The sequence below is a fragment of the Paenibacillus sp. FSL R5-0345 genome (assembly GCF_000758585.1).
Classification (GTDB): domain Bacteria; phylum Bacillota; class Bacilli; order Paenibacillales; family Paenibacillaceae; genus Paenibacillus_AQ.
Window position 1 is genome coordinate 1,962,782 of the sequence record NZ_CP009281.1, and the last position, 13,357, is coordinate 1,976,138.

Annotated in this window: 9 protein-coding genes; all 9 read left to right on the forward strand. The window is 39.4% G+C overall.

The genetic code is table 11. The annotated features are described in order from the left end of the window. Window positions 1-131: 131 nt before the first annotated feature. On the forward strand, window positions 132-1,790 hold the full coding sequence (locus R50345_RS08570) for a DUF262 domain-containing protein (protein ID WP_042125726.1): 1,659 nt from the start codon (window positions 132-134) through the stop codon (window positions 1,788-1,790). Between the two features lie 29 nt (window positions 1,791-1,819). Beyond that, entirely contained in the window at window positions 1,820-2,152 is a 333-nt protein-coding gene (locus R50345_RS08575) for a hypothetical protein (protein ID WP_042125728.1), read from the forward strand. Window positions 2,153-2,417: 265 nt separating this feature from the next. Continuing rightward, window positions 2,418-3,890, forward strand: a complete 1,473-nt coding sequence (locus R50345_RS08580) for a TIGR02677 family protein (protein WP_231574095.1) — start codon at window positions 2,418-2,420, stop codon at window positions 3,888-3,890. 3 nt (window positions 3,891-3,893) lie between these two features. Then, on the forward strand, window positions 3,894-5,063 hold the full coding sequence (locus R50345_RS08585; RefSeq protein ID WP_042125731.1) for a TIGR02678 family protein: 1,170 nt from the start codon (window positions 3,894-3,896) through the stop codon (window positions 5,061-5,063). 14 nt (window positions 5,064-5,077) lie between these two features. Then, window positions 5,078-9,283 carry a TIGR02680 family protein gene (locus R50345_RS08590; RefSeq protein WP_042125733.1) on the forward strand — a complete coding sequence of 1,402 codons (4,206 nt, stop codon included), beginning with the start codon at window positions 5,078-5,080 and terminating at the stop codon, window positions 9,281-9,283. Between the two features lie 23 nt (window positions 9,284-9,306). Then, a complete protein-coding gene (locus R50345_RS08595) occupies window positions 9,307-10,614 on the forward strand; it encodes a DUF2399 domain-containing protein (protein WP_042125735.1) in 1,308 nt (435 codons plus the stop codon). A gap of 170 nt (window positions 10,615-10,784) precedes the next feature. Continuing rightward, complete coding sequence (locus R50345_RS08600; RefSeq protein ID WP_042125736.1) at window positions 10,785-11,513, forward strand: hypothetical protein; 729 nt, start codon at window positions 10,785-10,787, stop codon at window positions 11,511-11,513. A 51-nt stretch (window positions 11,514-11,564) separates the two neighbouring features. Beyond that, entirely contained in the window at window positions 11,565-12,449 is an 885-nt protein-coding gene (locus R50345_RS08605) for a GIY-YIG nuclease family protein (protein WP_042125739.1), read from the forward strand. A gap of 269 nt (window positions 12,450-12,718) precedes the next feature. After that, window positions 12,719-13,303, forward strand: a complete 585-nt coding sequence (locus R50345_RS08610; protein ID WP_081954037.1) for a restriction endonuclease — start codon at window positions 12,719-12,721, stop codon at window positions 13,301-13,303. The last annotated feature ends 54 nt before the right edge of the window (window positions 13,304-13,357 follow it).

Consider the following 13,357-nt stretch of genomic DNA (forward strand, 5'->3'; position numbering starts at 1 on the left):
TTAACTTTATAGTCAATGTTCCTTGTTTTATGTATACGCTTGGAATTTTCAAATATGAAGGTTTTAAAGGCGGCGATGTCGAATGTTCCCTATTAATCTATTACCATTGAACTAGAGAGAGGTAATTATAATTGAAGAAAACCATAGAAGCTAATGAAATGTCGGTAATGCGTTTATTTTCGGTTGGAAATGAACAGTTTATTGTCCCTGTATACCAAAGAAGATATTTATGGGGCAAAGATCAATGGATGGATTTATGGAATGATATTCAGAACATAGAAGTTGGGGAAGATCACTTCCTTGGTTCTATAGTGGTTATTAATCCTCAGCATAATATTGAAATTAATCAATTTGAAGTAGTTGACGGGCAACAACGATTAACTACGCTTTCCTTGCTTATTGCTGCTTTGCGTGACAGTTTGATCCAGAGCGGAGGAGTACAGGAAGTATCGATCGGAGAGGCTCTTCATGGATATTTACATAGTTCTACCATGTTCAATAAAAACTTGCCGAAGCTTATACCAGGTAAATTAGACAGGGATGATTTTGCAACAATTGTTGATCGGAAAATAAAAGAGATGACGAATTCGAATATGTATTCGGCGTATCAATTTTTTAGAGGTCTTTTTTCCGAGCAAAATGATTTGGTCGAGTTAGCAAAGACGATAACTGGATCATTGAAGGTAGTTTTAATCCAGGTGATGTCTCATAAGGATGCATTTAGATTATTTGAAACTCTGAATGATCGGGGATTATCTCTCTCGGCAGCAGACCTGATTAAAAATTACATTTTAAGTAAAGCTGCTCGTACTTCCGAAGATGAACTTGATGATATCGTTGAGACTTGGGATGAAATAGTTGAACTTGTTGGACAGTTGGATCATCTCCGTTTCTTTAGACAAGTATTGTTGTCCAAAACTGAAGGCGTATTTTCGTTTAATAAATTATATGATCGATACAAAACCGTAGTTGATAAGTCAGATTCTATTGTAGATATGGTAGATGAACTGAAAGAGTACGCCGTTTTTTATAATCAAATATGTACAGCCACTACAAAGTATCCATCCGTTAATGAAAAATTACGAGCGATAAACGCAATTGGGGCAGCGACCAGCTATACACTCTTGTTGAAATTACTTAAAAACCAAGTGACTGAACTGCAACTTGTATCCATTCTTAACCAAATTGAGACATTTGCATTGAGACGAGCTATTTGTAGTTGGTCGACGAACAACTTAGATTCAATATTTAATCATTTGGCGCTCAATACTCCAGTTGACACTAGTTGTGTAGAATATATAAAAGGGGTACTGACTAGGGCTGATTATATTCCATCGGACGCAGATTTCGTTGCTAATTTTAAAACGAAGAACTTCAGGCAAGATGATCAATGTAAATACATATTGGAACGGATTGAGGATTACCATGTAAACTTCAGTAAAGAAAAAAGTATAGCAAACCGATCTCTTGTCCATATCGAGCATATAATGCCAAAATCGATTAAGTCTAACAGCAGCAAAAAAGAATATGGGGATTGGAAGACGTATTTGGGGAATGATGCAGATTTACATGATGTCTATGTTAATAAAATTGGGAATCTGACTCTACTTGGTTCAAGCTTAAACATCTCAGCATCCAATAATCCTTTTGAAGAAAAAAAGAAAAATTATGAGCAATCATTGATCGTAATGACTAAACAACTGATGAATTACTCGAAATGGGATATCGCAACAATTCAGGAACGGACAGAAAATCTAGCTGGCATCGCAGCAGGGATCTGGAAGCTGTAAGTAATAAACATAGGATGGAGATGTCATAGATGAAAGAAGAAATCGTATTATTTAAAATCCATAAAGGTCTTAAAGACCGAGATCATTATGAAGCTACACGAAAGCATTGGAGAATGAGCAAGAAGCGTATCAAATACATTAAGTATGCAGTAGGTATCAATCAGGGAAAGGTCGAATGTGTTTATCAACCTACTAGTTGGGTAGTTGTAGAAGAAGGAGAACTTAAAGGGAGACTGCAATTTGAAGGTAAGGTGGCAAGCTCTGACATTATTCAAAAATTACAACTTGCTCAAGATCAACTGCTAAAGAAATTTGGGGCGGGAAATCCTGTGGCATATATTTCACTATCTGAAGTAGAATAAGATCGAGCTAGGCTGCTTATCGGCAGCTTAGCTTTTTTTGGTATTTCGAAACAGTCCTTTTAATTTAAAATCTTAATAAAGCAAGACGAGTAAATGGGGCTAATGTCGAATAGACAAATATTATAGTCGAGGATACGTTCCCTCCATTGTGAAAAGATGGTACTATTTAACTATATATGATTACCTATTTTCAATAGACTAAAGAGATGAAAGGCAGGCGCGTATGGACGCAACTTTGTTTTCGGATGTGAAGGAAGCATCCTATTTGTCTACGAAAAAAACGCACCGTTATCGTCCAATCATAAGATATATGTACGAACAAAAACGTATTTTTAATACCGAAGTTTTACCAATCGAAATTTTTAATTATTTGATACAATACCCTCAGTTCGGTGATTACAACATAGAAGAGTTGTTCGCGGATTTAAACGCACTTGTGAAGAGTAACAATTTGACAGAGATTCCGGATAACACTGAAGTCGAAGGCATCGATGAGTTCAAAAGAAATCGAAGATTATTTATCTTGACGGACTTTACTTTTGAAATCGAAAAAATGCTGACGTCATTCGAAAAAAACTTTCATCGCATCGGTACCTCATTGGAGCCGACACTTCCAGAGAAGCTTTACAACGCACTGCATAGACTTCGTGATTTTAGCCGAAGGAAAACCGTGGATAAAGACGATTTAGTTTACCTAAATGAAGTTTGGGAAGATATGTTCGATAAATTTTTAAAATTAGATAACAATGCCTCGACGTATATGTCCCATATCAATGCAGAAAAATTAGAGGCGATTATGGCACAACCGGACGCTTTTATCGTCTTTAAAGACGAATTTGTAGCGTATTTAACCAACTTCATTATTGGACTAAAGAGAAATGCGCCTTACATCGAGCAGCTCCTGCGGGATATTGAAGGTCCGGGATTTGCTGTTTTGAAGAAATATTTGATTCAATTTCAACGCACAATTCCAAAGACCGAGGTTATTCCTGACAGTGAATTCGAAATGGCGTACGACGAAATTTGGCTAGGTGTCACGCACTGGTTCATCTCTAGAGAAGCAAAAGAAAGTAAAGTGCGGCAATTAGAAAGACGAACGAATAGTTCGATTGTGCGTGTTACGAAACTTGCGCAGCAAGCTGCTGAACGGCAATTTTATACGCGCAATCGCAAAACCGACTATTTGCACCTGGCTAAAATAGTGCACCAACAAAACAACCTGGAAGAGGCAGGTAAATTATTTAGTTTTCTTTTCGGGTTTGATAACATCAAACATTTCAAAACAAACGGAAAAGAAACAGACTCTACTAAGTATACGATCTGGGATTGTCAGCCAGAGGAAGTGGATATTAAATACCGTGCAAAGTCGCCTACGGATAAACAAACAAAGCGTAGCCTGAAAGTTCCGACGATGGACGAAGAAGCGTTGCAACGTAAACGAATGCTGGAGGCGCGACGGGATTATGAAGAAAAAGCAATAAAAAAGCTGCTGGATTGTAACTATTTGGCGCTTCGTGAATTAGGTACTGTTGAGCCATTCATTCGTAGCGCTATCTTGACCTGGATTAACAAAGGGATGTTGTCCAAGACGCAAGATTCGAACATTTGCGAAGGAAGAACGGAACATGGCGTTAAGTTTAAGCTCGCGCAAGTGAGTGAAGATATTATCGAATTGCATTCTCCTGATGGGATACTAAAATTGCCCGATTACGAATTTACCTTTAGCGAGGTGAAATAAACGATGAAGAAACTTACGGATGAATACTTGGAATGTATTCAGCGGCTGTTGGATGATTTTTGGGTTCTGCGTTTCGAAAACGAAGAGCTCTTTTTTTACATCAGACAATACGAACATGAGCTTCGAACCTACTTTAGAGATACATTCCGGTTTAAGCTCGTTGTAGGAAGCGACTTTGCGAAGCTAGAGAAATTTCAGCTTACGCCGCAACCGGATATGGGCATCGAAGATTTTAAAGAAAACAAAGACTATGTTTTCTATTTCTGCTTGCTCGCTTTCTTAGAAGGGAAAACGACACAGCAATTTACAATATCGGATGTTTGCGAAGCAATCGTTGCGTATTTTCCGGAACGAATCGGCTCAGACGGACTCCCTGAAACGACCCTCATCAGTTGGAAAGAAGCAGAAGGGTACTACAATCGTTTATCGGTAATCCGCGTTTTGAAAGAGGCGGAACGCAGACATCTAATTATTGTGGTCGACAGAGAACTGGACGGATTTCGAAATTCAGATTCCAACGACGCCCTTTTGAAGAGCACGGGGCTTGGTAAATATTTTATTCGTAATTTCGGCTTCGATATTACAAAGGCAAATACACTAGACGATATCATTTCGATGCAAACGGAGCAAGAGAAAGGACTTGGTATCGAAACCAAACACAAAATGTATCGGCGACTGTTTTTGGAGCCGGTAATGTATAAAGATGAAGCTCAAGGGATGGAGTTTGATTACTTGCGCACCTACGGTCACCATATTGGAGACCACGCGGATAAATTCTATGATATGAATTTTGAACTATATCTCAACACTGCAATGCTCACACGAAGAAGCAGTCGGCGAAACGAATTTACTTTTCCAGCCGACAATGCGGAATCCAACTTGGTCGTTCAATTTGCTAGCGAAGTTCGCAGCCTTTATATTGATGAATCTATTATTTCTACGGCAAATGGAAACATTTCACTATCTGTCGCGCACATAGAAGACATCGTTCGTACACTTATCGAACAAAAAAGCAGTAAATGGACAGCCACATTAAAATCCCAAAGCGTTCATGAATTAATTACGACCATTACGAAATTTCTGTATAAATGGAATTTGGCTCGCCCGCTAGATGATGGCGGACTCATGCTGTATGACGCTACGGTTCGCTTCGATGAAAAAATAACATCCTAAAAGGGGCTCAGTTCATGGTTACATTCAAAAAAGAAACTAACCGATGGAAACCTCACAGGCTTATACTGTGCAACTACTGGTACTATCCGTACAAAGTATATCAATTTAAAAATGGTTGCATTCTTTTTCGAGGACACAATGGTTCCGGAAAATCTATTACAATGCAATCACTCTTCACATTTTTACTCGACGGGAATAAATCCCCATCAAGACTAGACCCTTTTGGTTCCTCGGCGAGGAAACTCTATGAAATCCTGCTAGGCGAAGAATCGGTGAATCGCGATATTCAAGAGCGGATTGGTTATATCGCCATTGAGTACAAAAGAGAGAAGACCGAGGAATATATGACGACCGGTTTTGGTCTTCATTCAAAACGCAAAGACAACCGCCTAAAAAATGCGTGGGGCTTCGTGATTCACGACCCTTCCCGTAGAATTAACAAAGGAGAAAATCCCCTTCCCGTCTACAAACGCGAAAAGTTGGACGGAAAATGGGAACGGCTGCCTCTGACCCGCGAGGAGTTTGTTAAAGCCGTAGGTAACAGCGGCATAGTGGTTGACGAATCTCATTATGCCGCGCTCGTTAACAGCCATTTGTTCAAATTCCCTGATGTTTCGCATCTAGAGATGTTCACGGAGGTTTTGACGCAGCTAAAAAGCCCGAAGTTGTCGCGTGAAGCGGGTCCAAACAAACTCAAAGAAGTTCTACACAACTCACTTATGCCCATTTCGGACAAGGAAATATCTCCGCTTACCGTTACTGTTGAATCCATGGACAAAACTCAAGCAACCATCGAAAAACATGAGCAGGACTTGGCAGCGGTTAGAAGTTTGGCAACTGAATATGCCAAATATAAGCGATACGTATTTGCCGAGAAAGCAAAGTATTATCTCGACAATAAACGCATCCTAGAAAGTCACGTCAAGAAATTTATGGAAATGGAAAATGCGATTCACCTTAAATCGGCTGAGAAAGAAACGATGGAAGCCGAAAAGGAAAGTAAAAGCAATGAACTCGAAGTTTTAAACCGAGAGTATGATGAATATCGGGGCGGTGAGGTAGCTAAACTGCAAGGCAATCTAGATAAAGCTGAACGGGAACTGACGCAGATGTCAAAAGAAGCTCTTGCAAAAAAAGAGCGCTATAACACAAAAAACGACCTGGTTACGAAATCGATTGAAAAAATCAGGAAACTCGAAGATGCAATTTACACTGCAAAAAGAGAAATAGGTGCTTATTTAGTAGAACTCGAAGATATGATCGAAGATACCGGCTTTGATGACCTTCAGCACCTCACTCATTTTAAAAAATGTGCCGATGATACTACCTATGACTTTTCCATTTGGGAACAGGATTCGAAAAAATACCTTTCCGCACTTCAGACAACACGCTCCAAGATTAAAGAATATGAGTCTCATAAAGAAAAAACAAATGCGCTTAAATCCGAAATCGAACGTTTACATAGCCTGTACAATGAAGAACGCGAACTTCTCAAGGAACTTGCTGACACCTATGATTGGGAGAGAGAAGAGAGCGTGAAAGAGTTGTCGGTGTGGGTTGAGTCGCTTCGCACATTGACCGCAAGCAATGGGGCGATAAAAGAAACGCTCGATTTGCTTCCGGAGTACCTGATCTCTGTGTCGGACGAGCAATTGAAAGGTCCGCTTTTGATTGAGAAAGATGCTCAGGTTGAACATGCACAATTGGAGTCGATTAAACTTCAAAACCTGATGGATTCCTTGAAGTTGAGAAGAGGGGAGCTCGAAGCTACTCTTACTGACCTTGAAAATAACAAAGAAATTGAGCCATACATATCTGACGCTAAGACTGAGCAATTCAAAGGGCTAACTGAAATGGGTATTCCTTTTATCCCGTTTTGGGCGGCGGTTGAGTTTAAAGAAGGTTTGAGTGAGGAAACGAAAGCAAATATTGAGTCGGTCGCTATTGAGCTTGATTTGCTTAACGCAGTTATTGTTCCTGTTCATGCTTACGATAAAGCCAAAACAAACAGTGTTGTACTCTCACGCAACAACAAATGTGACTGTAATTTGACCGAATATTTGACCCCTGTTTCAAGTGACAACGTTTCTGATACCGATATACTTGCTATCTTAATGGGCATTTCGATTGACCATACAAGCCAAACTTTCGTCACAGCTACCGGCGAATTTAAAACCGGTATCGTAGAAGGAACATCTCCTTCTTTTGGCGACGCAAAGTTTATTGGTAAAACGGCTCGTGAATTGCTTCGTAAAAAAGAGATTGTCCGTATTCAAGGAGAAATTGCAACTATTGAGGAAGAACTCGAACAGCTTCATTCGCAAAAAGAGGCATGGATTGAAACGAAGCAACAGATTGCAAATGAGTTTTCTTCTTTCCCGTTCTTTAATGCGTTAAAAACAGCAAAGAATCAGTACGAAGAAAAAAAGAATTTTATTACGTATATCGTCAAATCCGAATTGGATAACAAGATGGAGCAACATAAAAAACTAGCCGCTGAACTAGAAGGGCTACTGTTGACTGTTAAAGCTATGGTTGCTTTCACAAAACTGCCACTTACAGAGAAAGCATTCTCGGAAGCCGTTGAACAAACGAGCGCGTATTTACTCCTTTTGACAAATATCAAAAGCGATTTCCGCTCTCTTGTTGATAAACGTCATTCCTTTCGCACGGAACAAGAGAACAAGGAAGATCATGAGAACGAACTCGAGGAATATAGGGGAGAATTGTTTACCATCCGTAACAAGATAGACCGAACATCGAAATATATACAGTCTCTTAATGACCAACTGAAACTAAGCGGTGCCGAAGAAGTACGTAAACACATCGCGAAGGTTATTGCGAAACTTCAATCTTTGCCGGCTGAAATAAGTCAACTCGCAACGGATGTAGGAGTTATTCGAAACAAAATTGAAACCATGGTTGAATCCCTGCCTTCACATACATCGACGATTCATTTTTACAACGAGCTTTGCTCGTCATGGGAAGTGATTTTTGTCCAAGATGTACGAGAAAATGTTTCGGAATATGAGCTTGATGAAACGTTGGATACCAAGATGATGGCGAAGCAAATTCACGACAAGTTTGGCGCTCTGCTCGACAAAAAGGAAAAGTCTCAAGTAAATACTGAATTGACAAAAAATTTTACAGCAAGCAGCATGAGCTTAATTGAATACGATGCGGAATTAAAAGCTGTTCCTTACACGGTTAACTTCACAAACATTCCAAAAGAGGAACAAGCAAACGTAGAACTGCTAAAATCGGTAGCGCAGTTCTCGAAAATTACGCTTCAACTTCAAATTGAAGGTGAACTTCGTACGCTTTCACCATCTGAATTACGCACGAAACTCGAAGGCTACGTTAATATGCAAAAGAAAACACTCACTGATAAAGACCGCGAACTCTTCGAAGATATTATGATTAATTCCATTGGAGAAACGATTCGCAACAAGATTCGTAGTGCTAATGATTGGGTGAATCGCATCAGTGCTTTTATGGAACTTGCGAAAAATTCAAGCGGCTTGAGGTTCCAAGTCCAATGGAAACCGATTACCAAGCAAGAGGAAGGCGAACTAAAAACCGAAGATTTGGTCAAACTGCTCGAACGCGACCCCAAATTACTAGCCGATCATGATCGACTCAGTATATCTCAGCATTTCCGTTCGAAGGTAAATGCGGCGAAGAAAATCATGGAGGCTGACGGTAAAGTGCAGTTCTTGGAGGTAATCAAATCCGTTCTGGACTATCGCAAATGGTATGAAATCATCATAAGGTATGAAAAACCAGGAGAAACCATGAAAGAAATGCAGACAAAGCATTTCAACTCGTTCAGTGGAGGCGAAAAGGCGCTCGCGATGTATACGCCGTTACTTGCTGCTGTCGATGCTAGACTTCAAAGCGCCGGCGAAGATGCCCCGCGTATTTTTGCACTCGACGAAGCTTTCGCAGGCGTTGACGATAACAACATAGAAGAAACCTTTAAGATTATCGAAATGTTTGATTTTGACTATACCTTGAATTCGCAAGCATTGTGGGGATGTTTTTCTGAAGTGAAACATCTTTCTATTTACGACTTGTCCCGTCCGCAAAACGCAAGCTACGTTATCACCACTCAATACGAGTGGGACGGCATTCAAAAAAACATAATCGCTGATAGTTTCGATGACATTATGCCGGAAGATACGATTGAAATAGTAAACGAACAAGCTGTTCTTTTCTAAATCATGTAAACGAGGAAGAAACCATGCCAACTATTGCAGAAGCCACACAATATTTCAAGGAGGAAAGAGGATTTGACCGCCTCTTTCCCCTTATATTGAAGCGATACAAAGGTCTTCAAGCGTTAAGCGGAACCGTGAAGTTGAAAGATATAGAGCCAAATGAAGTTAACGCCATTGAACGCTTTTTAGCCAAACCGCTTAAAATAGTTAATGGCGTAGCTACTATTTCTGTTGAAAAAATTGTTGAGGAATACAGCAAAACGCTGTACGGGAACATCCCTTTCCTTGACCTATTAGAATCTTATTTTGGCAAACCGATTTTAACTAACAAAAAGGAAAGAGAAATACGTAGCTCCGTTAAGTTTTCTTTTTTTGAAAACAGCTACCTGCCTTACAAGAGTGCTTTGGGCAATATTATTTACGACCGAATTCAATCAAGGTCTCTCGGAAGCGCTCAGGTGCATTTGTTATATGAGCGAGATAAATTGTTATTAGGTTCCATTTTGCCTTCTGTGTTTATTGCTATTTCCAAACTTCCTTTGGATGAACCGATCAGACTTCCGCTGTTCGCGTCTGAAATCAATGGAAATCCTCACTTTCTGGATCTCGATACAGAAGCGGGACGTATTTTTATTTCTTTTCTTCAAATTTTACTGGAAAATGATGATGTTAAAAGTTACGAATCGCAACCTAGAGCCGAAGAAATGACTGAGATATTAAATTTTTTTGGTATTTGGAGAGACGATGTTCTTAACCAAGTGTCGTGTTTCGGAATTCGTGGATATAAGAGTGATGACTCTTCATTTCTTATGCTGGATGCCGCTACTGAGGAAAAAACATTTATCAACTTACCCCTTCGCGATGTGCTTCGTTTAAAGCGAGTTGAAACTTATCAAAATACCGTTTTTATTGTAGAAAATTCCTCTTTGTTTTCTAGTCTTGTTGAATGTTTTATTCAAGAAGATAACTTTCCAAGTATCTTATGCACGCATGGTCAATTGAGTTTGGCTTCGCTTAAGATGCTCGATAAATTGTCTCAAACCGCTGATGTAATTTATTATTCCGGGGACCACGATGTGGACGGTCTTATTATTGCCGAGAACGTCAGTCGCAGGCTTGGACATAAATTAGTATTGTGGCGTTTTGATGCTGAGAGTTATACGAGTAGCCTTTCGGATGTGCCGCTAAGAAACGAATCTCGATTGCAATTTATAACCAATGAGCATTTACTGCCCTTAAAGCACCTTTTGCAAGAACGAAACTGCGCAGCGTATCAAGAGCGTTTGTTCCCTGAATACATTAAAGACATTAAAAACGCACTGAATGTTTAAATTGAAACTTTTTAAATATCGAAAAGTAAAAAAAGTAATCGGAACATAATCCGATTTAGGAAGTGCTGAAACACTAGAATTAGTTATCAATGACACCCCACAGCCTGTTTTTCTATGTAGGTCATTAAGATTTACATTTAGTCATAAATTATCATGAAGGGTGGTTGCGTATGGTAAGAAAATATCCAGAACGTGTTACAGCTTCAATGACTCGAGTGTTGCATGAAGAAGAGATTTTATTAATAAGGCACACTACAGAAATTCATTTTGGAGAATCCAATGAGTTGCTGGGTATGGTCGTTATGACTAATCCCGGTAAGTTTGAATTTAATAAAGTACCGGAATGGGAAGCATTTAAGAGCGGTAAAGGTTCGGTGGATACTTTTGAGGCTAGTGATTTTCCTGATCTTTCTATGCAGAACGTTATTGAAGTGATAAACAGCGCTTATGAAGCTATAGGACGCTCTAAACCGAATGGGATATTGCGAGTGTATAATCTTTCTAATGTTCGTCAGCCAGATGGTCAAAAGGCTGAGATATATCACAATCGAGCTAAAAAAGCTCTTTCATCTACCAATCTAACGTTGCTTGAAGATCCAATAACTCATAGTAGAGATATGTTTATGAATGAGTGTGACAAAGCTAATTTTGTAATTATGGGTTTTGTAAATGGTGCTTTTGATCAGGAGATGCAACAAGTTCGCACTTGGTCGGAGGGCATATCTCGTTTGGTATGTGCGGTTGATAATAAAGGACACTATTCACATCCACGTAGATGGAGGACGGACCTCGCGTTAAAAAATCAGGCAATTGCATCGCTAAAATCTGTATTACTGGGAAACAAAGCAGACCTAGTGATAGATTCATCCGTAAGTGAGAAATTAGGGAGACAATATTGAATTGAAAGTATAATATAAATAGAAATTGTAATAGGTTAAAAGGAGATCTCAATGGGAAAGAAACTTACAATATTTCTAATCGATGGGTTGGCAACAGGTCCAAGAACGATCGAGATAGGCAATTGGTCTGGGAAAGCAATCTACTCGCAGCGGTCTTCATTATCTAAAATATTAGACCGTGATGAATTCGAGCGCCCTGGTGTTTATATTCTCAAATCCATGCCTAACAGCGATAACTTTAATGAACGTGTCTATATTGGAGAGGCGGAAAATCTCAAGAAGAGATTAAAGCAGCATCTTGCCAATTCTGAGAAAGATTTTGTTGAACTGGTAGCGTTTGTAAGCAAAGATGAAATGTTAACGAAGTCACATATTAAGCATCTTGAATCCAAGCTTATTGGATTAGCTCGGGAAGCTAAAGCTGCTGAAATTGATAATAGTGTGAATCCTGAACTAGCCACGTTGCCGGAGGCTGACCGATCTGATATGGAATATTATTTGGAACAAATCAAATTAATTCTGCCTGTTGTTAATTTTATGTTCCTTGTTCCAGCTGTATATAAACCATCAAGCGATGTTCGAAGCGAGTTACAACAGTCTGAGTCTTCAAAGATGTACTATTTAAAAAGTAAGTTGGCAGAAGCAAGGCTGATTGAAACTGAAGAAGGATTCGTTGTATTAGAGAACTCGCAATGTTTGAAGCAGGTGCAAAATTCAATGCCTGAAGGTTATCTCAAGCTCAGAGAAAAGTTAGTTGCAACGAATGTCTTAGCAGATAATGATAACTTGTATGTATTTAAAGAAAATGCAATCTTCTCAAGTATTAGTGCCGCTGCTGCGGTAATATTAGGACGATCCGCAGCAGGACCGATGGAATGGCTAGATTCCGATGGTTTGACTTACAAACAAAACCAGGAAAGAAAGTACAGTAGCTAATAACTTTTTGGGAACTCGATCTTTAATGGATCAGATCAAAGCTAGGCGTTGCTCATCGCAGCCTAGCTTTATTTCATTTGCTAGGAACTTTCTGCCGTATAGTATTACTCATTAGTTAATCACTTAATTGCGTGTACAAGTCTAGTTTCTTGACTATACCGAATTCTCCATCCATATTTAGCAGTCGGTCGGGTGATCCCTATCCATCCGTTCATATGGTTGAAAGTTCAATGAAGTGGACAGGATGAGAGCTAGAGGGAGTGGTATAAATGACAATGTTATTTAGCATATTATTCATAGCAATGGCTTTTTTATTATATTTGTATTTCGATCAGAAGAAGTTGCTGGAGAGCTACCGAATGAATGCACTCGATACGTTCTCATCTCATGAAGATATGAAGGAAACGATTCGTATTGGTCTGTTTAATCGCTTTAAACGGGATTTGGAGCAGGATAAAGAGGAAGATCCTTTACTATTCGAGTATTTTGTAGCTGATATCATGAAGTCTGTGCGCGGTGGCACTACATTAGTTACAAGAAGCTCAGGTGATTTTGGGATTGACATTCTAGAACACACTGATGAGGGGCTATACCTGGGACAAGTAAAGTGCTACAACGATTTTAATCCGGTTGGTTTTGATCCCATCGCAATTATTCATTCACAGATGATTAAGCAGGATGCCGTGGGTGGATATGTGGTGACAACGGGTAAGTTTACACATAATGCATATACCTATGCAGAAGGATTAGGCATTGAACTCATTAATGGCAATCAGTTAGTGGAACTGTGGCTGAAGCATCTGGAAACAAAAAGCGAAAGTATTACTGGATTGAGTCCTGTTTCACAAATTTAAAGCCGCATTTTGCTAATGAGATACAACGAGGGATATGCTATAATTCGAGGATAA

What these genes read in the sequence shown, in the direction of transcription:
- R50345_RS08575 (WP_042125728.1), top strand. Translation starts at nt 1,820, where the DNA reads ATGAAAGAAGAAATCGTATTATTTAAAATCCATAAAGGTCTTAAAGAC.
- R50345_RS08585 (WP_042125731.1), top strand. Translation starts at nt 3,894, where the DNA reads ATGAAGAAACTTACGGATGAATACTTGGAATGTATTCAGCGGCTGTTG.
- R50345_RS08590 (WP_042125733.1), top strand. Translation starts at nt 5,078, where the DNA reads ATGGTTACATTCAAAAAAGAAACTAACCGATGGAAACCTCACAGGCTT.
- R50345_RS08595 (WP_042125735.1), top strand. Translation starts at nt 9,307, where the DNA reads ATGCCAACTATTGCAGAAGCCACACAATATTTCAAGGAGGAAAGAGGA.
- R50345_RS08600 (WP_042125736.1), top strand. Translation starts at nt 10,785, where the DNA reads ATGGTAAGAAAATATCCAGAACGTGTTACAGCTTCAATGACTCGAGTG.
- R50345_RS08605 (WP_042125739.1), top strand. Translation starts at nt 11,565, where the DNA reads ATGGGAAAGAAACTTACAATATTTCTAATCGATGGGTTGGCAACAGGT.
- R50345_RS08610 (WP_081954037.1), top strand. Translation starts at nt 12,719, where the DNA reads ATGACAATGTTATTTAGCATATTATTCATAGCAATGGCTTTTTTATTA.